The following is a 19,724-nucleotide window of genomic DNA, read 5'->3' as shown; positions in this document are numbered from 1 at the left end:
TATACTCTTTCCAATATCATTATAGGTGAAAATAGAGTACATATTTAATAAAGGATAACTAATTATTTTCAGCCGTAGTTTGGCCACATTTGAACTACGGAAAAGGATTTTAAATATATAGCGATTTAGTTATTTTTCAATTAATCAGCTTAATTCTAAAGCCGTTGCCAATCTTGGACTAAAATAGCAACTGCCCTTAGACGGTAGGTTCGGGGTTCGAGATTCTTAAAATTCAGTTGATAATCAATTACTTATGTGGAAAAACCATTTAATTAAAATATGTATTTCTTTTAGCTAAATTAAATTAACAAAAGCCAATCTTATTTTCTAATACGATTATAAACATCCTTTCCAACCTGCTTAGCAGCAATTTTCATCATTTTATCGTCATTCATCAGTTTGGTGAAGATATCTTCATTCCCTTCCATTCTATCAATGAACAATCCTTCAAGCATCTTTTCAAAGAAATACATGAAGTTCTCTAAAGAATTCACTTGAGCGGCTTCCCGAATTTTATCATCTTCCATCGCTGTTTCAATCACCTGATCAAAAAACAACTGATCTGCAAGCGTAAATTCTGTTCCAAAGCGTTCATTGAGCTTATTGACCAAAGTTGATAGCTGTATCTGATCATCCTTAACTGAACCTGTACCTACTTCTGTGGCTCCATAAACAGGTTCAGGCTCACCAACTTCTAAGTCAATACTTCCTTCACTGATTTTTTGTAGGCGATAGTATTTGAGCACCACTTCATCTTCTAACTCATATTTGCCTGATTGCCTTTTAGGAAGTTTGGTGTTTAGAAACCTGAGATAAGTGTATAACTTCTCTAAATCCGAATCCTGATAAGGAATGACCTGTGATAAGAAAGCATACAGATTTCTGAAACTGATCAGTTTGCTCTTGAACTCTTCCTGGTCTTCTTCGTTCAGCTCTTTAAATCGTTCCACCGCTTTATCTAACACACTATTCATGATCTTGTGATCACCTGGGGTTGGTTCTTGCCGATTTTTGAACCACACTTCACATAGTGCATTGATCTCTTCATCAGTGAAAACTTGATATTCTTGCAAGCTGTGCTGAAGACTATATAGCAAATGCGGATCAGATTCTGGTCCTTTTTCGGTTACTCTGTAATAGGGCTTAAACGATTCATATATCTCTTCTCGTTCATTGACAAAGTCCAGTACAAAGGTATCCTCCTTACCTGTGGTAGTTCTGTTTAATCGCGACAATGTTTGCACTGCCTGAATTCCGGAGAGACGTTTATCCACATACATGGTATGCAGTAGGGGTTGATCAAAACCAGTTTGGTACTTTTCTGCAACCAATAAAACCTGATACTCCTCAGCACCAAATTTTTCTGGCAACTCAGACTCTTTAATACCCTGATTCATACCTGTTTCTGTGTATGACTTATCAGGGAAGTCCGGGTCAACCACAGTTCCTGAAAAGGCCACCAGTGATTTCACATCCTTATATCCCTTCTCTGATATATACTTGTCAAATTCAAGTTTGTATTTTACCGCATGCAGTCGTGATCGGGTTACGACCATTGCCTTAGCCCTCCCACCTATCTTATGCTTTGTAGAACTCCTGAAATGTTCAACAATTACTTCTACCTTTTGACTTATGTTATGCGGATGTAAACTCATGAAGCGAGCTAACGCTAACGCGGCTTTCTTTTTAGGAACCTCGGGATCGTCTTCAATAGATTTAACCAGGCCATAGTAAGTTTTGTAGGTAGTATAATTTTCCAGAACATTCATGATGAATCCTTCCTGAATGGCTTGTTTCATACTGTAATCATGGAATGGTGGCTTTCCATTTTTACCTGGTTCATTAAATACAGCTAGGGTCTTAAACTTGGGTGTTGCGGTAAAAGCGAAATAGCTAATATTTTTTTGTCGAGGGCGTTTGAGCATTTCTGTAAGCAATGCTTCTTTGGCTTCATCAGACAATTCTTCCTCGTCCATATCCAAAATTTGCTCGGCTATGGCCGATTGGATACCCTCCTTATTCAGCACTTTACGCAATTCCATGGCACTTTCACCGGATTGCGAACTATGAGCTTCATCCACTATAACAGCAAATCGCTTGCCCACAGTATCGATTTTAACTTCCTCTCCTTTTTTCTCAAGTGTTTCGATTGCCTGCGCTATGAACGGAAATTTTTGAATGGTGGAAATGATGATCGGTACACTTCCAGAAAGTGCTTTGGCTAATTGTTGGGTGTTTTCATCGATCTTTTGAACAACTCCTTGTTTGTGTTCAAATTGATAAATGGTATCCTGCAATTGCTGATCCAGCACCCTCCTGTCAGTAATGACGATCACTGAATCAAATACTTTCTCATCCTGATCATTGTGCAGGCTTGACAAACGGTGTGCCAGCCAGGCAATGGAATTGGACTTTCCAGAACCTGCAGAATGCTGAATAAGATAGTTATGCCCAGAACCTTTTTGTTTTGAATTAACTACTAAAGCCCTAACAGCATCCAATTGATGATACCGGGGGAAAATCATCGTTTCTTTGGTCTTTCGGATAATGCCCCTTTTGGTAACAATCTGTTTTTCTTCTACTTGCAGGTGCATGAATCTGGCGAGGATATCAAGCAAAGAATCTTTTTGCAACACGCTTTCCCACAGATAAGATGTGCGATAATCGTATCCCGTTTCTTTAAGTGGTGGATTGCCCGCTCCGTCTTTATACCCCTGGTTATAAGGTAAAAAGAACGTGTCTTTCCCTTCCAGCTTGGTAGTCATGGAGGCTGAATCAGTATCAACAGCAAAATGAACTAAGGCTCGTTCCTTAAACTTGAAAATCGGTTCATTCGGTTGACGGTCAAACTTGTATTGACGAATAGCATTTTCAATCGTTTGACCTGTCATGTGGTTTTTCAACTCCAATGTTACAACAGGTAAGCCATTCAATGATAAGACAACATCTAGCGACAGACTAGGATTTTTCGGACTGAAATGTACCTGACGAGTAACCGCCAATATGTTCTTTTCATAATCTTCCCAAGCTTGCTGATTTAGTTTGCTGTTTGGTGTAAAAAAGGCCAATCGAAAGGATTTACCAAAGCTTTTGAAGCCATGCCTTAAAACATGTAGCGATCCTTTTAATGAAAGTTCCTTGCAGAGATCTTTGATAAGTGTTTCCTCTGATCGATCACCCAATATCTGTTGGAGCGCCTCCCATTTCTTTAATTGGGTCTCAGTAATAAAGGAAATAATTTCATTTGGGAATAATGCCTTATCAATGTCGTAGGTTTTGGCATCCCCTTTCACATAACCACCAGAAGCGACTAATACTTCTTCAATGGCTTCTTCAAAGCGTATTTCAGTGTGCTTACTCATGACGAACCTCCTTTCTTATATCAATCTGACCGGTAACTGCAGCAGTAATTAACGCTTCACGGTATTCTTTGTGTTTGTTTATTGATTTTTGAATTTTTGTATCAAGAATCGCTGCAGAATTCAAGCTTTCTAAATAACTCGAAATTATTTTTTGTTCACTTACTGGAGGCAACGGGACTTCAAGGTTTTGAATTCTATCAATAGCCAAACCTGGTTGGGCAGCAGAAACCGAATATTGGTTCAAATTCATAATTCTCAATAGCTCCCCCATCCAAATCAAATCAATATTTTCGGCTCGCGTTACAACTACGGCATGCTCGGAAGCCCAGAATTTCCCAGAGGCGTAATTAATATTTCCACACAATGCACCTTGTCGCCCTATCAAGATATAGTCACCATTGTGTGTATAGTTCGATGTGTAACCTCGAAAGCCATTACCACCATAAACTGGATATATATCATCTTCATTCATCTCTAATGTGGTAATTCCTTCTCCGCTTTTCATTCGCCCCAAGTACCGTAGTTTAATTGTTTTCCAATCTTTCGGAATCTCTCCTAACCAATCAATCCCCGAATTCTTCATCTCCACATTAGAATCGAGACCTTTGGTTACTACCTGTGTGATGATGGCAGTGCGCTTTTCTGCCAGGAACTTGAGCAGCTTTTCTTTTGCCTCAATCAGCCTATCGATCTGACTGGTTTTCTTATCTAGGAAGCGGGTGATGCAGGTTTGTTCATCAGGTTTTGGGTAAGGTATCTGGAGAGTTTTAATGGCATTTCTCGATAATCCAAACCTAGTAACACCATTCGACCCTAACTCAAAGTTAGTTTGAGCAACTTTTGAGTTTAAATAATATAGTAGAAACTTCCCATTAAGCTTTTCTTTGAATGGTTTAAAAATAGCTAGATGATAACCACACACTACGCCTTCAAGATCTTTTTCAACATATGCTGGTATTCCAATATCATCCGCAGATTCTGAGTCTTTAGTAATAATGACATCTCCCTTAGTTAATGTGAATTTGTCAATTTCAACTTTAGTTGCTGAACCTTCCATGAAATCCAAATTCTCATTAATTATATCATTGTAGTAGACATCAACATAGTTACAGAGCTTCACAGGAGTTTCGCTTTCGGAAACCTTTTTATCTACATTACTATTTAAAATAGATGCTCCAAATTGAAGCCTTTTGAGTTCCCATCCTTCAGGCCTTTCCAAAAGAAACTTAATGTTCGAAGCAACATATGATTCGTATTTACGGTATTTGTTTTTAAACTGAATCATTCTAACTCTGATTATAGGATTTTTCAATTAGCACTTTTGCCTTTTCAAACTCTTCAATGGAAGAAATACTCACTTCAGTATCTCCGGTACCAGAATGTCCAATTTTACTTACATCCCGGATATTTTTACCTGGGTTATCTAGCTGATTATATTCAATTTTCAAAAAGACTAAGATATTCTTTTTTTGAGGTCGAATTTCCAAACAAACAAAGTTCTTGATACGGGAATAGGCGTGGTAAAACTTCAATTCCTTTTTTTGTACGTCATCCCCAAGTGAGAAAATAAAATCTTCTATTTCTTGATACAGCAAAATCAATTCATCGGAGGCACTCTTTTTATAGTCATCAATACCCCTGTATTTGTTCTGTCGTGTTAGCGAATTGTCAGCCGATTCTTTTTGCTGCGTGGTGCTAGCTAGCTCAAATAGAATATGATCACCATCAAATACCCGGTAACGAATCAATTCTATGTTACGATTGATTTGAGCTATGGCGTGATCATCGTATTTTGTAAAATCCTTAGCTATACACAACAATCTTGGGTTTGTCCAATCTACTTCTGTTTGCTTACCAAACTTCTTTAAGCAGAGCATTTCAAAATCTGCTTTGTGATCCATCAACCAGTCCAAATAAAACAGTCCCTGATTGATGACATTGTCTTTGCTTTCCAGCTTGTATTCAATAATTACAGGGCAGTTGTTCTCATCAATACCCAACGAATCTATTCTTCCCTTGTGCTTGCTACCCGTAGAATGCTCGGCGGCAATAAAACGAACACCAAAAAGCGTTTCGAGGTTCTCTTCACAAAGCTTTTGAATTTCCCTTTCGTACTTGAACTCGGTTGGTGCTTTAATATTAACCATGGAGCCCCGGATTTGAAACAATTTTAAATCTGCCATTACACTTTAAGGGTTTTTAACATGTCTAAAATTTCATTTTCCACTTTTTCAATATCAGACTCAATCTCGCCTAAAGGTCTGGGTGGTTTGTAGACATAGAAATGTCTATTGAGCGGTATTTCATATCCAACCTTGGTTTTTTTATGATCGATCCAGGTATCAGGCACATGAGGAAGCACTTCTTTTTTAAGGTATGTTTCACAGTGGTCTTTAACCAATAATAGTAGATCGTTATTTTTGGCTTTTTTGTCATAGTCGATAGGTAACGGTAAAGTGATATCACTTGGTAAAGGTACCAACTCTGTATCGCGTAAATCGGGATCTGACTCAGGGTTTCCCTTAGCATCTCTGCAGATTTCAGCCTTTGGGTCTTTCTCAGATAAGGCAGATAATATGGCCTTTTGAATAGCCGCATCTAACTTCAGACCTGATGCCTTGATGGCAATTTTTAATGATTTTTGGAAGATTGCCCTGTCCATAATCAATTCCTCACTTTTTATGCCTTCAAGCATTTCTAATATAGCTTGCTGCAAAGCTTTGCCTTCGGCTATTTCTTTTTCTATGGTTGCCTGGTCTTTGCGCTTTTTGGATTCTGCCAAACTCCGGAAGGCTGATTCCTCATGAAGCCTGGAAAAGCGTTCTTCACTCACCAAAAAGTTCAATCGGAGCGGTCGCTCTACCGTCATTTTCAAGAAACCAAACTCGCGGTTGTCAAAGATTTTAGAAGCTACTTTTTCCTCAGCTTTGCCTTCACATAAGAAATTAGATATTGCCTTGTGTCCAAATTCTCCATACAAGCGGGTAATTTCTTTGATATGATCTTCAGAAAGCTCATTCCGCTTATCCCCCAGACTCTTAGCCATTTTCTTGTAATGCTTAGTAGCATCGATGAGCTGGATTTTACCTTTTCTTTTGGCCGTCTTGCGATTGGTTACCAGCCAGATATAAGTGAAAATACCAGTATTGTAAAAAAGCTGATTTGGTAAAGCTACCACGGCATCTAACATATCATTTTCAATAATCCAACGTCTAATGTTACTTTCACCTGATCCGGCATCTCCTGTAAAGAGGGGTGAGCCATTAAATACAATGGCGATTTTGGAACCATCCCCTCCATCTTCGGGTTTCGGGTGCATTTTGGAAATCATGTGTAGCAAAAACAGCAAAGCCCCGTCATTGATCCTTGGCAAGCCTGGTCCGAACCGCCCAGAAAATCCATAATCCTTATATTCCTTTTCTACTGAGTCCTTTTGCGGTTTCCACTCAACTCCAAAAGGTGGATTGGCCAGCATATAATGAAATTTTTCATTAGGATGACCATCAAAGGTTTTGCCATCTCCTAGTGTATCCCCCAAAACGATATTATCTAATGGCTCATCTTTTATGAGCAAATCGGAACAACAAATGGCGTAGGATTCATCATTGTATTCCTGACCGAATAAGATCAGGTTGGCATTTTGATTTTCAGCTCTAATATGCTCCTCTGAAACTGAGAGCATACCTCCAGTACCACAAGTCGGATCATAAATGGTTCGGATAATGCCAGATTTGTAAACATCTTCTTCGTCGGTGTAAACTAGGCTTGCCATTAACTTGATTACCTCTCTTGGCGTGAAGTGATCCCCCGCTTCCTCATTTGCCTGCTCATTGAATTTCCGCACTAATTCCTCAAAGACGTAACCCATCTGGAGGTTAGAGATACGATCTGGGTGTAAGTCAACGACCTTTCCATCTTCTGTTTGCACAAATTCCTTTACGATCATATATAGTCGATTCGCGCTTTCCAGCTTCGTGATCTCTTCTTCAAATTTGAACTTTTCAAAAACCTCTTTCGCCTTAGGTGAAAATCCGTTGATATAAGCCACCAGATTACGGGCAATGTTATCGGAATCGGCCAACAGCTTTTTGAACGTATATGGACTTGTGTTGAACAAAGGATGTTCCCGCTCCCCAGATGCAGTTTTTCCTAAAATTTTGTTGATGGCATCTTCTTCAAGCTTTCCATCACTTTTAAGTTGCTCATATTTTTTGACCACTTTATCTTTATTTTCTTCCAATACACAGTCTAAACGTCTAAGTACAATCATAGGAAGCATGACCCTTCGATATTGAGGCGGTCGGTAGGGTCCCCTGAGTTTATTGGCGATATTCCAAATAAGTCCAACTAATTCGGAGTGCGTGTTTTGCGTCATTTATTACTAATTAGTAAGTCTTTAAATTCAATTTCTAAAATTTCTACTATGTGAAATAGAATCTCCAATCTTGGTTGACTCCAATTTGAATATAGCAAGTTTACAATGTTATCACTCTTTCCCAACTTTTTGGATAATCTTATTTGCTAAATTTCTATTCATTCATTATCAAATTTGTAAAAATGAAATATAATTAAACTGGAAACTATACCCTAAACTTTGAGATATTTTTGAAAAGAATGTATAACACCTGTGATTTATTCATGAAGCAGTTATCTGGAAATACTTGTTACAACCATTTCAAATCTAAGCTAGTTTTTCGTGACAGAGATGACACTGATGAAAAATATAAAGCCAAATTAACGGCAAGTCACAATAGGCGGCTGCAGCAAGCGCAAAAGACATTGGAAATTATTAAAAATAGGTTTAGTGGTATGCACAATTCAGCGCTATATGCAGTGATTGGTGATTTTAACGATACTCCTTACAGTCCTTATGTTAAACCACTTGTAAATTCCAATTTATTATTTGATGTTTTAGGCAAATTGAGGCCAAATGACCGCTGGACTTATTATTGGAGGAGCGCATCTAAAGTTTCTCAAATAGATTACATATTGGCATCCAAGTCCCTTTATGATAGGATAAAAACTCATCAGGTGCCTCATATCGAGAGGAAAGGACTTAGTTATAAAAAACTCAATAGCAACGACGAAATTCTACCCAAAACAACAAAATACATATCCTATGAGTCAGATTTGGTAACATCTCCTTCTAATATTGCTCCGGCGGATGAGAGGATTGATTTCAGGTTTGATAGGTACCAAGAGGTACTGGAAGATTGAAAAAACAACATTTCAGACCATTGCCCGGTAAAGATTTGGTTTTGAATATCATAAGTATTAGTAGATTTCTATTCTCATTAAGCTCCACCTTAAATTCTAAGAAGTTGAATTTTCCAACACAATTTTAAGCTAGGGCTCTCCCAACCGCTCGAACAAAAACCTGACAATCTCTGGACGGAGTAGCTTAGTATGTATCGTATAACCAAATGGTTGCAGTTCTTCGAAATACATGTGGATCCAGGCTGAGAAAGTTTTGGTGCAGACGTTGTACATTTTGGCCATTTCATGTTTGTAGTAAGCTCTAACCTTAGGGCAGCTTTCATCATTGGGATCAGCAGAGATTAATTCGCTTTTAGAAATTTGGGTATTATAAATAGCTGGTTTCATACTAATATTTCAAAATTTTCAGCTCGGACTTTTTCCAGCCTTTTTGAATCAACTTACCGAGTTCCTGCATCGCCTGGGCCTTGGTCTTGTACACTTTGGGTGGAGAGGTTACTTTATACCTATCTTTAGCTTTTATGTGGCTTAAAAAAATAGCATATCCCGAATATGATTTCTTCTTTGGCCTTCTTTTTGACTTTGTTTTTGGTTTCTTCATTGATTATTTATGTTGTATTTTTTAAAAATCTTCTTGGCCTCTTCAGTAGCCTCAGCTTGGGTGGTATAAATGCCATGAATCATATCGACAGTAAGCCCCCCAAAAACTGGTTGTACAAACCATGTAACCTATCAGGCCGGCCATCAAATACATCTACCTTTTCTGAGTGCCTGGTTGGTTTGTATACCACATATAGTTTATTAAGATCGAGTTTCATACTTTATTTTTGTGATAGTGATTTGTCTAATATAACATTAATCACCTCTAATTCAGTAATTTACAACCATTCTTCAGTCTTTAATCATGATTTCTTTTAGTTTTCCATGCCTATCAAAATAAGCCAACTTCATCGGTTCCTGATTCCCCAAAGGCTCACATCCTTCTTCCGGTATGTACTCTTCGCCAATGTAGTTTCCTACAAATCCACCGATCAAAATAAAAGGGTAAACCTCCTCTGTTTTCAACCATTTGGCAGCCAGGAAACCCGCCATACTCCCTATCAGCGCAAGGCCTGCTTTTTTACTATTTTTAGACAGCTTCATGCTGAGCTTGTTTGTAATATAAATCTGCAAAAAAGAGCATGGATGAGGCGATCAAGGAAGTCCAGGCCACCCTGCGGTAGATCCTTCTTCGCTCATCCCGAAAATCAACCAGCGTAACGGTGAAGCGATTGCCGTACCTATCCCGATGAATTTTTACCAGTTTCATAAAGAGGTCATAATCTCCTGCATCAGCAAATACCAAGCATCCCGCAGAAAAAGCATCAATTACCTTCACCCTTCCTTCATCCCTAGCCCTGTGAATATTAATACCGAACCTGCCGGTATCCTCATAACCGCTTTCAAACCATTTAAAAATCCCTTTACGATCATAATCACGGATAACAGTTACGTCTCGCACCTGTACAAGTGCTTGGTAAACACCCCGATGATAACCCATAGCATAAGCGTCCTCATACTGGCCTTTTTTTAGAAAAGCAGTCCCTTGCGGATGCACTGGGTTGTCGAGCCAATACTGGCCGGGATCGGTAGTGGCTGCAAAAATGTGGTAAATCCATTTCCCCTGACCATTAATGTAGAAGACATGGATCTCATCATCGAAGCGGTTGCTCCGGACAAATTTGCTCCGGTAAGCTACAATGTTTAACCGGTATGGTTGCTTATATAGCTTATAGCCTTTGCTTTTTAATATTTGCCTCGTCTTATTTAGCATTAATCGATGAAATTACTGACAGCCCAAACCTGCCTTTGAGGCCTTCGTTTTCTGTAAACTCCATCACCTTCCCGAGATCCATCATCATTGGTGTTGCCTTCAACGGTTACAACCCATTTATCCTCCCATTTTTCGATAAAACCGATGTGGGCAGGCCGTTTCAGCCTGGAATACCATATCATAAACACATCGCCGGATTGAGGTAATTGTTTGATAAATTCTCCTCTCTGGTAAACTATATTTCGTTTGATAGCATAGCTGGGTACCCAAGCACTTTTAGGTGCTTCTACACCTACCTGCTGAAAGCACCAACTTACAAAAGCGGCGCACCATGCATAAGATGGACCAAAACCAACAGAAGCTAAATATTGCTCTACCCGCTCGCCCCGGTTTGCTCCCTGCTCTCTTACACCTACCTCTTTGCTGAAGGTTTGCTTTAGTAAAGTACGTTTGCTCTGCCCTAGATCACTCTGGCCAAAAGAACCACTGCATATAAAAAAGCAAAAAAGATAAAAGTAGATAGCTTTAGCTTTTGCCATTTGGTTATAGTTTTAAAGTCATTAGCAAATTCATGATCCAAATAATCATCCGAGCTAGGCCAGATCAATTTCATCAGGATTCGTACCACCCCATGAAGGATGAACAATCCAATAATCGCAAAGAGGTAGACCTGGAAAACGCCTGCATCATAGGTAGCCGCTGTAGGGTCAATGAGGTGCAGGAACCAGGTACTATTAGCCCATAGAAACAGGGCTACGAGGATAGAGGATAATTCCCTCCAAACCTTGATGTAGTTCCATAAATTCTTAATGAATGGAACCAGGTTAATTTTAATCCATTGTTTTAGTCTGTCCATTATTATATCAATTTTATATTTTGCGAAGGTGCATACACCGTTTCACCATTTCTTGTCAAGATTTGGGTAATGCCCTTATGATCATCGGTTACGTAGCCAATGATCGTGTCCGGATTCAACGGGGGAATAATATACTGGCCATTACCGGTTTTGAGCAAGGTCGGTTTTCGTACAACAGCAATGCTTAACAGATTTCTGCTATTTTGATAAGTTTTCCATTCCTGCGAAGTGGCAAATTTCCCTAAGCCTGGAATGTACCATACCTCATTGGTATTTTGTTTTAATCCGATACGTCTGAACTCAGCCCGAATTTTGACTTTAGCCGGTTCGTTATTTCGGAAAGCCACGCTAAGCATAGCGTTGACAAGCGAAGTAACCTTGACACCAAGAATCCGGATGTCTTTGAAATGTGAACTGATAGAGGAATAACCGTCTACATTTTTGATCTTTTGCAATCCGGTAAGCGCGGCAAATACGTTGCGATCGTTGGCTGCCTTAATCAGCTCGTTTGCTATGTCCCGATTGCCTTGTATGGATGTGACCTTACTACCTGCTTTTGCCCTGCCGGAAGCAATGAGCTTTGAAAAGGTACTTTCCGAAACCGTGATTGGATAACCTGCAGCCCTCAAAGCCTTTTCTGTACCACCTCCGAAAATACCGTCAGGAGTCCCATCCGGTTTAATACTGCTGGCTCGGATATGGATGGCTGATTGACCACCTACGGCCAATAAGGCATTCTGCAACATTTTTACCACTTCTCCTTTCGATCCTCGTTTCACAGGGAAACTACTACTATTGCTTTTGACGATGGCCTTCGTGTTATCCGGTAGTGCAGGGATCAGGGTCTCGGGGGTAAACGGCCGTTCGCTACGATTCATAGCAGCCGTGTCCTGCAAATAATGATAGAGTAAATATCCGCCACCCAACAGTACGCCCGCACCTAAACCATACAGGATGTACCTGTTTCTTTGCCCACCGATTTGCGGCGGAATTCCACTATTGTTATCCGATTTTTTCTTTGTTTCCATCCCTTATTATTTCGAATTGATAATCTGCATAGCAATGCCATACTCTTCGCTGTTCAGCTCTTCCATCAGATCCGCAGCCAGGTTTCTGCCGTCGTTAAGATCCCGGTAAGCTCTTTGCACTTTTAACCAGGTAGTCCGGTTAGGTATAGCTTCCAGTACCCTAAATACTGCCTCCTCATCAGTTCCCCATCCAAAATAGTTATCGTTCTCGAAAGCCATTTTAAGTTGGGTGGCGAATGCTGCCGGGTTTCCATCGGTCAACGCCTGCCGTTCCCGGACCCCCTGTTTGAAGTTTCTTACCACCGACCGAATGCCAAGAAACGCTCCAACCCCTGCACCTGTGGCAAGCAGTGCTGTAATTACCTGGCTACTTATACCAATCCTCGGCCTGCTCTGCCATGCTTTATATGCTGTCACAGGTAATGCCATGTTATTTTTTGATGCCTAGTTTAAGCTTTACCATATTCCTAATAAATGGATCGGACTTAAAAATCTTCTCCATTTTGATGATCCCCACAGCGGAGAAATTGCTAATCATGGTTTCTAATGCCTTCTTTACCTGGCCAGCCTCTACCTGATTTTTCGCTTTCACCTTTACGGCAATATCAAACTCCTCCATATTATTATGTTTGTTCTTGTTCGCTCTTAGTTTCTTCCACCGGGCTCTTCCTTTGTTTTGACTTTCTAATAGTCGCCAGTTGATTGAGATAATATATAACTTTGCGAATCAATCCATCATCTTCCTTTAGATGCTCACTTAACTGGGCGATCATTTGAATTACCTGCTCAAATTGTTCATCGGTAAACAGCTCTCTTAAATATTCTGCTATATTAAGTAGGTATTGCCGCTCTTCATCTAAAGCAGCCAGAGGCAGGTGGCCAACCTCGTCTCCACCCAGCTCCCCTAAAGTAGCCGCCAACCCCTGCATTTCTTTAGGGTATCGCTTGGCGAGGCTACCGACTGCCCCGGGCAACAAAGCCTTGCCCAACTCAACCAATCCTAGTTTCTTTATAAGCTCCTCGATCTCATTGCTTTTCTCTTCAATTGTGTCATTTGCTTTTTCCAACCGCTTCTCCAACTTTTCAATGTCCTTTTGCTGTTTGACATTCTCATATTTCAGCGCCTCAAAATCCCTTTTGAGTAATTCATCTTTTAGTAGACTGTTGACTTGATGGTGCACACCATTGAGGGTTTCTTCCTTATCCTGGTTTAGTGCATCCAGCCTTTCTTTTAATTGCTGGTTTTCCAACATCAGCCTTTGAACAGCTAATTTATCTTCCAGGGACCTATCAGGGGTAGGAATAGCAGAAACAGATTCGTGTTCGGGAGTTTCGTTTTGGCGCATCACTTGCAGATGATTTTTGGCATGGTTGAGCTTGTAATTCACATAGGAACTTTCATTTGGCAAACCCAATCGCTCCATTTCTTCATACTGCTCATCAGTTAGCCTCACCGATCCTGGTTTTCTCATTCGTTGAACCTCTTCCATCGACTCTTTTAGTTTTGCAAAATCACCTGGATAAATTTTACCTGTCTTGAATCAGCCTCATTGTTGTTGGTAATGATGATCCTATCTGCATGTTCATGTGCATTTTCTGAAAGGTTAGAATTACTATAATCATATTCCCCGTAATCAGAGCTAATGACAATTTCACTATCGGCACTTATCAAAAACCAGATCTCATTATATGCCGCTAGTTCTATTTGCTGTCCAGGTCTTAAGTTTAAATCCTGGAATAGGAGCCGATACTTGCTGAACCCCCTTTCCCTTGCCCTTCTGAGTGCATATCTAATGGCAAACTCTTCGCTCATAATTCATCAATTGGAACAGGCTCTTCTTCAATCAAAAGCCAGATCTTGAGGGTGTATTCCCCTTCAATGTCTCCAGCATCTTTGTAGGCGCCGGTAATATAAGTAGTACTTCCATCCACATGCACCGGAATAATGGCGTGATGTAAATCTGCATCTGTAAGCCCTTGGTCATCCCCCTCATCAAAACCGTCCAAATACAAAGGATCACGCATTATCACAACATCGTTCCACGGGTCGGGAATATCAAAAATATCTGCCTTATAAAATATTCCTCGTTGTTCATACAGTGACAATTCTCCCAGTTTCATCTTGGTCATGGTTAGATTAGCTCTTCATCACCTTCCCAGGGTGTATCGCTCGTGATTATGATACCTGCTACTTTGGTTTTATGGGGAAGTTTTTCTCGAAAGGTCAGGTATTCCCCTTCTGTTACCGTTAATTCAATAGGAATTAGTCTTCTTCTAATAAGACTTTTTTTTGGATTATCGCCTCCTCCCAGATTATTTTCCGATCTAATTTCCCTCATCATACTAAACCTCCTCTTCCAACAGTAGAATTACTGACACATGGTAACCATCATCAATCCTGGTTCTGGCATGGGGTTTGTCCTGGTAGCGTACCTTAACAGAAAGGTCTCCGGGTAGCACTTCCCCAAGATTAAAAAACCTTTCCCTGGGCGCCACACTGAGTGAAGACATCAGGATCCTACTCTCAAAGCCTTCAGGAAAAAGTTCTTCGCCTCCGATTTCAATGCGTTGCGCCCCCCGGTAATAAAGATTGTCCGGATAGTCTGAGGTCAGTTGGATCCCTTTTACAAACTTTGTCTTTTTAGGCAATTCCCATTTGGTAGGGCTGTACAGCTTCCCTTCTACGTCCACAAGAAAGGTGAATAGCTTTCTTGTCTCCTGTAATTGCTCTTTCATAATTTATTTTCAGATCTTAAGCTGGAACTGTGGAGGTTCCTGCCAGTACTACTTTGATCAGCGCCTTTTCCGGGGCATCATCGCCCAACTCAATCATGAATTCAAATTCTTCATCGTCCCGGATAAACCTGGGGCTTTCCAGGTAGTACGTGCCAATATTTATAGTGCTATTACCGTCGGTTACAAACTCCTGGTTAGGCCGTTCATCAATGATGATCTTTTTGTTGGCCATAAAAGTAAATACCCCATTTTGCAAACCTGCCACTCTTTTGATACTATCAAAATTGGTGGCTTTGATCAGCTGCTTCCAGGCCATATCTGATTCGGGAATCTCTCCTTCAAACTCTGCTGCCAAAAGTATGATCCGGTTACATAGAAATAGCCGGTCCTTGGGCAATTTGGCCTGGGTCACATTCGTGATTCCAATCTCTTTGGCATCCTGGGTCTCAAAAAGGTGGATAGTAGCTTTGTTACCTGCCCGCTTGATGGCATAATAAGCCCCGTCCGATAGTTGCAGGCGACCATCCTTAATGCCCTCAGCTATTTTTACCATCGCCGGATCGTACTTCTTTCCGGCATCTCTTAGTGCCAGGTGTGCATTTACGATCTCCAAAAACTGCTCTCTTGAATTTTTTCTCATCATTTTCATATCTCAATTATTTCTTATATCTCAATCATTTTTTTCAAGCCACCGCGTTCAATTCCAGCGCATCTTCTCCGCCATTTAGCTCCTGAATATCCAAATTGCCTATTTGCCCATTCAGTTTTTCCCCGGTGATTTCACTGCTTCCATGGGTAGACGGGTCGGCACCATCAGGGAGGGTGCCCTCCTCTAACTGCCGAATGATTTCATCGACCTCACTAGTATCGAAATTGCCCTTATCAATCACCTGACCTCCCACAAAAACCAATGGGCTATCTTCCGGGGCCCCAAGGCCAAGCTTCTTTCCTAAAGAAGGAGACAGCTTGTCCAGGTATACTTTCCTTCCCAGTGCTTGTAGCGAACTGATGGCACGGGCTTTAGCATTTTCCACTTCATCCTTAAAACCGTCTATTCCGTTTACAGTAGTGTCCGCCCGTTTACCGGCAAAACCATTGGAGGCCACCATGCCCACTCCCGCGGAGGTAAGCCAATCATAGCTGTACCATGCACCTCCAAATATGATAATGGTACCCAACCACAGCGAATGCCTGCCTGCTGCGGATCCTGCTACCATACCAACCAATCCTGATCCCAGGTTTTTACCTGATTCCAGCAGGCTATCTTTTACATTTTGTTTTGTTTCTGCTTTCATGATATTCTTAATATTTAACTTCAGATCTAATGATTACAGGAGTGCCATTGGGGTGAATTTTTGGACACTTCTCTTGTGTTTCTTTTTCTTGATTGAACCCTTTTTCTTACCCCTTGCACTCATGAACCGACCTAATTCATCTCTGGGTAGTTCCTTCTTTTTGAGAATGCCATCAACGGATGACCCTTTGGTTTTGCTACTGGATTTTTTCACAGCATACCAAATACCTCCTCCGGCCAGTAATACTCCAGCTCCTATTAAAAGTGGCGTTTGATTCTTTTGTAACCAAGACCGTTCTCCGTTAGGTGGGGTTCGGTTTTCGGTTGTAGCTGTACGTTCGGTGCTTATGTCTATATCAGCTTGCTTTGGGATATTTGCGGTGATTTTCTGGGTTGTTGTTTTAGGGATGTTTTTGGCTATTTGAAAGCCCCGCGGGGTAAACCTCTGCAAAGCATTTGGAATGGCTTTGGCAGGTCTTGGGGTGATAGTATCCGGGACGTTAACAGGATTCGAAGGTTTAGGTAAAGTGATCTGTTGTTGGGTACGGGTGTTCGATCCCGGTAGGCTAATCAAGCTCTGTGCTTGTGTTTTCACATTTTTAGCTTTATCAAATACGCCACTTATCTTATTGAGCAAAGCCGATACCGTAGCAACTGCCCCAGAAGCCGCCGCTATGGCAGCTCCGGAGGCAGGCTCTCCCAGTCCCTGAACAGCTACTTCATCATTTATAAAGGCCTCTACTAAGTCCGGATCAGCTTCTACGATAAACTGTTCGAAAGGATCGGTAAATTCATCGGTAGGATCAAGGTCCGCAGGGTTCCCCAATGCAACCCCACTCAACGGTACGGCTTTATCGTTATTCCCTTTTCCGGTTAGAATGGCTCGTTTCAGATTGGATTTTTTACCGCCGGCCAGCTCGTAGATCTTCTCTGCTTTTGCCACTGCCTGTTTTAGCTTGGCAAAGCCTGACATGCTAACGCCTCGTTTACGTGCTTCCGCATCCGACAGGTAGCCGAAACGCAGCCGTTCCGCTGCTTTCATCAGGTTGACCTTCATTGCCAGCAGAAAGCCATTGCGCAGGAGAATTGTGGCCGGGTTTACAAACCGATTGAATGTTTTAAGGGCGGGTTTTAACACCTTCTTACCAGTGAACTTGGCCGCTTTGCTAGCTCCTCTAGCCACCGGCTTTACGACTTTCTTACCCACAAACTTTGCTGCATTTTTGAGCCCTCGTCCAATCTTCTTTAAAAAACCTAGCTCACCCAGACCGTCTACAACGTACAAGTTCTCCTCGGCATCCGCATACATCACCACATTGCCTTCTTCGTCTTGTATCTCATATACTATATCGGGGCCATGTACATATCCCAATGCTTCCAGTGCTTCGACTTGGGATGAGCTAAATCCTTCCTTAACTTCTTCATAATTTATGTCCTGGATATCGATGTTATCGAGTCCTGATGCTTCTATTCCGTCTAATCGATGTAATTCCATAATTGCTTAATGTTCAATTTCCAATAGTTTATAAGTCCCGTAACCTATACCTGCCGCCAGTAACAGCTTTATCCAAAAACCTGAACTGCTCCGCAAGGCGTAGTTGTTTTGTTCAGTCATTGTCATAGATGGCTCCGGCTGATCTTTTTCCCTCGATACTTCCACCGGAGCATTAAATTTTGATATAAAAAGCTTTGGAGTTTTAGAAGTATCTTTTCTCTTCGATACTGTTTTGATAATCAACCTGCAGGGTACTGTATTGCTTTTGCCTGATGTGCCGGTTTTTTGTTTGACAATCTTTCTAAGTGGTAGTTTAGGTTGCTGCAAGGAGAATATACCCAAATCGTCTATCAGATCTGCCGAATCTACCCCGCTGACTATTATTGCTGACAGGCCGTGAATTTCTCCGACCTGTTTGCCGCGCTGCATGTCGAAATCCCGGTAATCAGAAAATGGCACCTCATAATCAAAGTGATCGGTGACACAGTCGATGGTGATATACCCTGGCGGAGCTGACCATTGACCGCTTATGACATTAGTCGGTGTCAATGACGCTTTGTTGAATTTACCGTCGGGGGATGGGCCTACCGTTAACTGTGTGTTGTCTGTTTTAGCGGTGGCACAAGCTTCGGTGGATACCACCGGATAGATATGCTGAAAATACCTTTTGCCATTGTATTTGGTGATCCTGATGCTGTGGGGAATACCCAGGTTAGTGAGTATGCTGGAAATAAAAACCGTGTAGCAGTCACAATCTACCCCCTTCTTACGATCTGCCCAGGTACGGGAAGGCCTGCGCACTTGCTCAATACCAGTTTTATCTCTGTGATAGTTAATATGGCTATACACAAACTCCCAGATGTTGCGGCAGGTTTCCTTCAGGTATTTACCCTTCAGTAGTTGAGCCAGTAGTTTTGTATCTTCCTTTGTTTCCCAAACCAGGTCTCTTATCAGGTTGATGGTATGATGCAGTTTCGCTTTACCCGCTTCTTTGATGACCGTGTCCTGCTTAGCGCTTTTGGGGAAAAGCTTATCATATTCCTGGCCGGGTTTTATATGTCTTTTTTGTAATGCCTGCATCAGATGTTAAGTTTGATGGCTTCCTCTTTCACATAAGGGATTTTGTTTACAGTGGTGGACGTGACGGCTACAATGTCCAGCTCTACTTTCTCGCCACTCCTTATCCTTTTTACAAGATCACCTCCCAAAGCCTGCATCAGCAAAAACCAGCCTGCTGATTGGATTTCTACTTCAAATGACTGCTCACCGTGGCTCGGTATACTGATCACTTCATTTCTGACGATAGAGGTGCCAAGTGATGTGCCTTTGTAGATGATGTTTACAAAAGGGTATCGCATATTCAGCTCGATAGGATTGGGGTTTTGCAGCAATACCGTGGCCTTCAAAGTGATTCCCGAAAGCCCCACCTTATGCACCCTGACTCCCGTTCGGGAATTGATGGTATCTGCTGCCCTATTTAACCGAAGCAAATAGCGCAAAGCCAAAAATGTAGCCACTCCTCCTGCAAACCATTTGAGCATAATTTTTTTGTTTTTCACCAAATGAAAATTATTTCTCCCTCAGGATCAATAGGGCCTGGCAAGGCCTGTTTTGTTCCGGGTTTTTCTGGGGAAAAATGGTAAATTGGGGGAATTGAAGGGTTTTTGTGTGGTTTTCTGGCAAAGGTTGGCTCTTCAATCTTTAATGATCTTAAACGGTTTAAAATGGACCATCAGATTTCAGAAATTCAGTTCATCAGTAAGGCGGAATTGGCCCGCCAATTCGCGATCAGTAGGGAAACGTTACGAGTAAAGTTGAAAGAAATACAAGGACTCAATACGGGTAGGAGGCAGTTGCTATATCCTTATGAGGTGAGGATGGTGTATGAGGCCTTCGGAATTATCTAACAATTAAGAACTAGAA

At 41.3% G+C, this 19,724-nt stretch carries 25 protein-coding genes; 2 read left to right on the top strand and 23 right to left on the bottom strand.

Features of this window, described 5'->3' with window-relative positions; translation table 11 throughout:
* Window positions 1–320: 320 nt before the first annotated feature.
* From AC04NP_RS29185 to AC04NP_RS29170, 4 genes are read right to left on the bottom strand one after another with little or no spacing between them, the layout of a single operon-like run.
* The gene (locus AC04NP_RS29185) at window positions 321–3,362 is read right to left on the bottom strand and encodes a type I restriction endonuclease subunit R (protein WP_482863624.1); all 3,042 of its coding nucleotides are present in this window, start codon (window positions 3,360–3,362) and stop codon (window positions 321–323) included.
* Window positions 3,355–4,647, bottom strand: a complete 1,293-nt coding sequence (locus AC04NP_RS29180; protein WP_482863623.1) for a restriction endonuclease subunit S — start codon at window positions 4,645–4,647, stop codon at window positions 3,355–3,357. Before AC04NP_RS29180 ends, AC04NP_RS29185 begins: the two co-directional genes overlap by 8 nt.
* A gap of 1 nt (window position 4,648) precedes the next feature.
* Window positions 4,649–5,545, bottom strand: coding sequence for a DUF5655 domain-containing protein (locus tag AC04NP_RS29175; protein ID WP_482863622.1), 897 nt, complete (start codon window positions 5,543–5,545; stop codon window positions 4,649–4,651).
* Window positions 5,545–7,737, bottom strand: a complete 2,193-nt coding sequence (locus AC04NP_RS29170; protein WP_482863621.1) for a type I restriction-modification system subunit M — start codon at window positions 7,735–7,737, stop codon at window positions 5,545–5,547. The genes AC04NP_RS29175 and AC04NP_RS29170 overlap by 1 nt, the downstream gene beginning before the upstream one ends.
* Window positions 7,738–8,000: 263 nt before the next feature.
* Between AC04NP_RS29170 and AC04NP_RS29165 the strand changes: the two genes are divergently transcribed.
* Window positions 8,001–8,579: an endonuclease/exonuclease/phosphatase family protein gene (locus AC04NP_RS29165; protein WP_482863620.1), complete on the top strand. Its 579-nt coding sequence runs from the start codon at window positions 8,001–8,003 to the stop codon at window positions 8,577–8,579.
* A 388-nt stretch (window positions 8,580–8,967) separates the two neighbouring features.
* On the opposite strand, the gene AC04NP_RS29160 is transcribed toward AC04NP_RS29165, so the two are convergent.
* From AC04NP_RS29160 to AC04NP_RS29070, 19 genes are all read right to left on the bottom strand, one after another.
* Entirely contained in the window at window positions 8,968–9,180 is a 213-nt protein-coding gene (locus tag AC04NP_RS29160; protein ID WP_482863619.1) for a hypothetical protein, read from the bottom strand.
* 79 nt (window positions 9,181–9,259) lie between these two features.
* Window positions 9,260–9,397, bottom strand: a complete 138-nt coding sequence (locus tag AC04NP_RS29155) for a hypothetical protein (protein WP_482863618.1) — start codon at window positions 9,395–9,397, stop codon at window positions 9,260–9,262.
* A 73-nt stretch (window positions 9,398–9,470) separates the two neighbouring features.
* The gene (locus AC04NP_RS29150; RefSeq protein ID WP_482863617.1) at window positions 9,471–9,722 is read right to left on the bottom strand and encodes a hypothetical protein; all 252 of its coding nucleotides are present in this window, start codon (window positions 9,720–9,722) and stop codon (window positions 9,471–9,473) included.
* Window positions 9,709–10,392 carry a hypothetical protein gene (locus AC04NP_RS29145; protein WP_482863616.1) on the bottom strand — a complete coding sequence of 228 codons (684 nt, stop codon included), beginning with the start codon at window positions 10,390–10,392 and terminating at the stop codon, window positions 9,709–9,711. Before AC04NP_RS29145 ends, AC04NP_RS29150 begins: the two co-directional genes overlap by 14 nt.
* Window positions 10,392–10,931: a CHAP domain-containing protein gene (locus tag AC04NP_RS29140; RefSeq protein WP_482863615.1), complete on the bottom strand. Its 540-nt coding sequence runs from the start codon at window positions 10,929–10,931 to the stop codon at window positions 10,392–10,394. The genes AC04NP_RS29145 and AC04NP_RS29140 overlap by 1 nt, the downstream gene beginning before the upstream one ends.
* On the bottom strand, window positions 10,853–11,248 hold the full coding sequence (locus AC04NP_RS29135; RefSeq protein WP_482863614.1) for a hypothetical protein: 396 nt from the start codon (window positions 11,246–11,248) through the stop codon (window positions 10,853–10,855). The genes AC04NP_RS29140 and AC04NP_RS29135 overlap by 79 nt, the downstream gene beginning before the upstream one ends.
* Window positions 11,249–11,250: 2 nt before the next feature.
* Entirely contained in the window at window positions 11,251–12,276 is a 1,026-nt protein-coding gene (locus AC04NP_RS29130) for a peptidoglycan-binding domain-containing protein (protein ID WP_482863613.1), read from the bottom strand.
* A gap of 6 nt (window positions 12,277–12,282) precedes the next feature.
* Window positions 12,283–12,705 carry a hypothetical protein gene (locus tag AC04NP_RS29125; protein WP_482863612.1) on the bottom strand — a complete coding sequence of 141 codons (423 nt, stop codon included), beginning with the start codon at window positions 12,703–12,705 and terminating at the stop codon, window positions 12,283–12,285.
* Window position 12,706: 1 nt separating this feature from the next.
* Window positions 12,707–12,895: a hypothetical protein gene (locus tag AC04NP_RS29120; protein WP_482863611.1), complete on the bottom strand. Its 189-nt coding sequence runs from the start codon at window positions 12,893–12,895 to the stop codon at window positions 12,707–12,709.
* 4 nt (window positions 12,896–12,899) lie between these two features.
* On the bottom strand, window positions 12,900–13,766 hold the full coding sequence (locus AC04NP_RS29115) for a hypothetical protein (RefSeq protein ID WP_482863610.1): 867 nt from the start codon (window positions 13,764–13,766) through the stop codon (window positions 12,900–12,902).
* Between the two features lie 8 nt (window positions 13,767–13,774).
* Window positions 13,775–14,089, bottom strand: a complete 315-nt coding sequence (locus AC04NP_RS29110; protein WP_482863609.1) for a hypothetical protein — start codon at window positions 14,087–14,089, stop codon at window positions 13,775–13,777.
* The gene (locus tag AC04NP_RS29105; RefSeq protein WP_482863608.1) at window positions 14,086–14,406 is read right to left on the bottom strand and encodes a hypothetical protein; all 321 of its coding nucleotides are present in this window, start codon (window positions 14,404–14,406) and stop codon (window positions 14,086–14,088) included. The genes AC04NP_RS29110 and AC04NP_RS29105 overlap by 4 nt, the downstream gene beginning before the upstream one ends.
* A gap of 2 nt (window positions 14,407–14,408) precedes the next feature.
* Complete coding sequence (locus AC04NP_RS29100) at window positions 14,409–14,618, bottom strand: hypothetical protein (protein ID WP_482863607.1); 210 nt, start codon at window positions 14,616–14,618, stop codon at window positions 14,409–14,411.
* Between the two features lies 1 nt (window position 14,619).
* Window positions 14,620–15,012 (bottom strand): hypothetical protein, encoded by a 393-nt coding sequence (locus AC04NP_RS29095; protein WP_482863606.1) that lies wholly within the window; start codon window positions 15,010–15,012, stop codon window positions 14,620–14,622.
* Between the two features lie 16 nt (window positions 15,013–15,028).
* Window positions 15,029–15,655, bottom strand: a complete 627-nt coding sequence (locus tag AC04NP_RS29090; protein ID WP_482863605.1) for a hypothetical protein — start codon at window positions 15,653–15,655, stop codon at window positions 15,029–15,031.
* 40 nt (window positions 15,656–15,695) lie between these two features.
* Window positions 15,696–16,307 (bottom strand): hypothetical protein, encoded by a 612-nt coding sequence (locus AC04NP_RS29085; protein ID WP_482863604.1) that lies wholly within the window; start codon window positions 16,305–16,307, stop codon window positions 15,696–15,698.
* 33 nt (window positions 16,308–16,340) lie between these two features.
* The gene (locus AC04NP_RS29080; protein ID WP_482863603.1) at window positions 16,341–17,801 is read right to left on the bottom strand and encodes a hypothetical protein; all 1,461 of its coding nucleotides are present in this window, start codon (window positions 17,799–17,801) and stop codon (window positions 16,341–16,343) included.
* 6 nt (window positions 17,802–17,807) lie between these two features.
* Entirely contained in the window at window positions 17,808–18,881 is a 1,074-nt protein-coding gene (locus tag AC04NP_RS29075; RefSeq protein ID WP_482863602.1) for a transglutaminase-like domain-containing protein, read from the bottom strand.
* On the bottom strand, window positions 18,881–19,360 hold the full coding sequence (locus AC04NP_RS29070) for an LEA type 2 family protein (RefSeq protein WP_482863601.1): 480 nt from the start codon (window positions 19,358–19,360) through the stop codon (window positions 18,881–18,883). The genes AC04NP_RS29075 and AC04NP_RS29070 overlap by 1 nt, the downstream gene beginning before the upstream one ends.
* Window positions 19,361–19,525: 165 nt before the next feature.
* On the opposite strand from AC04NP_RS29070, the gene AC04NP_RS29065 reads away from it, so the two are divergent.
* The gene (locus AC04NP_RS29065) at window positions 19,526–19,708 is read left to right on the top strand and encodes a hypothetical protein (RefSeq protein ID WP_482863600.1); all 183 of its coding nucleotides are present in this window, start codon (window positions 19,526–19,528) and stop codon (window positions 19,706–19,708) included.
* Window positions 19,709–19,724 lie beyond the last annotated feature (16 nt).

The sequence above is a fragment of the Agaribacillus sp. DX54 genome, assembly GCF_056858335.1.
Note: the sequence above shows the minus strand (reverse complement) of the source record. Positions and strands in the feature narration are given on the sequence as shown.

Bases quoted from the DNA above. Each gene is read 5' to 3' on its own strand.
- AC04NP_RS29185 (WP_482863624.1), bottom strand. From the start codon at position 3,362: ATGAGTAAGCACACTGAAATACGCTTTGAAGAAGCCATTGAAGAAGTA.
- AC04NP_RS29180 (WP_482863623.1), bottom strand. From the start codon at position 4,647: ATGATTCAGTTTAAAAACAAATACCGTAAATACGAATCATATGTTGCT.
- AC04NP_RS29175 (WP_482863622.1), bottom strand. From the start codon at position 5,545: ATGGCAGATTTAAAATTGTTTCAAATCCGGGGCTCCATGGTTAATATT.
- AC04NP_RS29170 (WP_482863621.1), bottom strand. From the start codon at position 7,737: ATGACGCAAAACACGCACTCCGAATTAGTTGGACTTATTTGGAATATC.
- AC04NP_RS29165 (WP_482863620.1), top strand. From the start codon at position 8,001: ATGAAGCAGTTATCTGGAAATACTTGTTACAACCATTTCAAATCTAAG.
- AC04NP_RS29160 (WP_482863619.1), bottom strand. From the start codon at position 9,180: ATGAAGAAACCAAAAACAAAGTCAAAAAGAAGGCCAAAGAAGAAATCA.
- AC04NP_RS29155 (WP_482863618.1), bottom strand. From the start codon at position 9,397: ATGAAACTCGATCTTAATAAACTATATGTGGTATACAAACCAACCAGG.
- AC04NP_RS29150 (WP_482863617.1), bottom strand. From the start codon at position 9,722: ATGAAGCTGTCTAAAAATAGTAAAAAAGCAGGCCTTGCGCTGATAGGG.
- AC04NP_RS29145 (WP_482863616.1), bottom strand. From the start codon at position 10,392: ATGCTAAATAAGACGAGGCAAATATTAAAAAGCAAAGGCTATAAGCTA.
- AC04NP_RS29140 (WP_482863615.1), bottom strand. From the start codon at position 10,931: ATGGCAAAAGCTAAAGCTATCTACTTTTATCTTTTTTGCTTTTTTATA.
- AC04NP_RS29135 (WP_482863614.1), bottom strand. From the start codon at position 11,248: ATGGACAGACTAAAACAATGGATTAAAATTAACCTGGTTCCATTCATT.
- AC04NP_RS29130 (WP_482863613.1), bottom strand. From the start codon at position 12,276: ATGGAAACAAAGAAAAAATCGGATAACAATAGTGGAATTCCGCCGCAA.
- AC04NP_RS29125 (WP_482863612.1), bottom strand. From the start codon at position 12,705: ATGGCATTACCTGTGACAGCATATAAAGCATGGCAGAGCAGGCCGAGG.
- AC04NP_RS29120 (WP_482863611.1), bottom strand. From the start codon at position 12,895: ATGGAGGAGTTTGATATTGCCGTAAAGGTGAAAGCGAAAAATCAGGTA.
- AC04NP_RS29115 (WP_482863610.1), bottom strand. From the start codon at position 13,766: ATGGAAGAGGTTCAACGAATGAGAAAACCAGGATCGGTGAGGCTAACT.
- AC04NP_RS29110 (WP_482863609.1), bottom strand. From the start codon at position 14,089: ATGAGCGAAGAGTTTGCCATTAGATATGCACTCAGAAGGGCAAGGGAA.
- AC04NP_RS29105 (WP_482863608.1), bottom strand. From the start codon at position 14,406: ATGACCAAGATGAAACTGGGAGAATTGTCACTGTATGAACAACGAGGA.
- AC04NP_RS29100 (WP_482863607.1), bottom strand. From the start codon at position 14,618: ATGATGAGGGAAATTAGATCGGAAAATAATCTGGGAGGAGGCGATAAT.
- AC04NP_RS29095 (WP_482863606.1), bottom strand. From the start codon at position 15,012: ATGAAAGAGCAATTACAGGAGACAAGAAAGCTATTCACCTTTCTTGTG.
- AC04NP_RS29090 (WP_482863605.1), bottom strand. From the start codon at position 15,655: ATGATGAGAAAAAATTCAAGAGAGCAGTTTTTGGAGATCGTAAATGCA.
- AC04NP_RS29085 (WP_482863604.1), bottom strand. From the start codon at position 16,307: ATGAAAGCAGAAACAAAACAAAATGTAAAAGATAGCCTGCTGGAATCA.
- AC04NP_RS29080 (WP_482863603.1), bottom strand. From the start codon at position 17,801: ATGGAATTACATCGATTAGACGGAATAGAAGCATCAGGACTCGATAAC.
- AC04NP_RS29075 (WP_482863602.1), bottom strand. From the start codon at position 18,881: ATGCAGGCATTACAAAAAAGACATATAAAACCCGGCCAGGAATATGAT.
- AC04NP_RS29065 (WP_482863600.1), top strand. From the start codon at position 19,526: ATGGACCATCAGATTTCAGAAATTCAGTTCATCAGTAAGGCGGAATTG.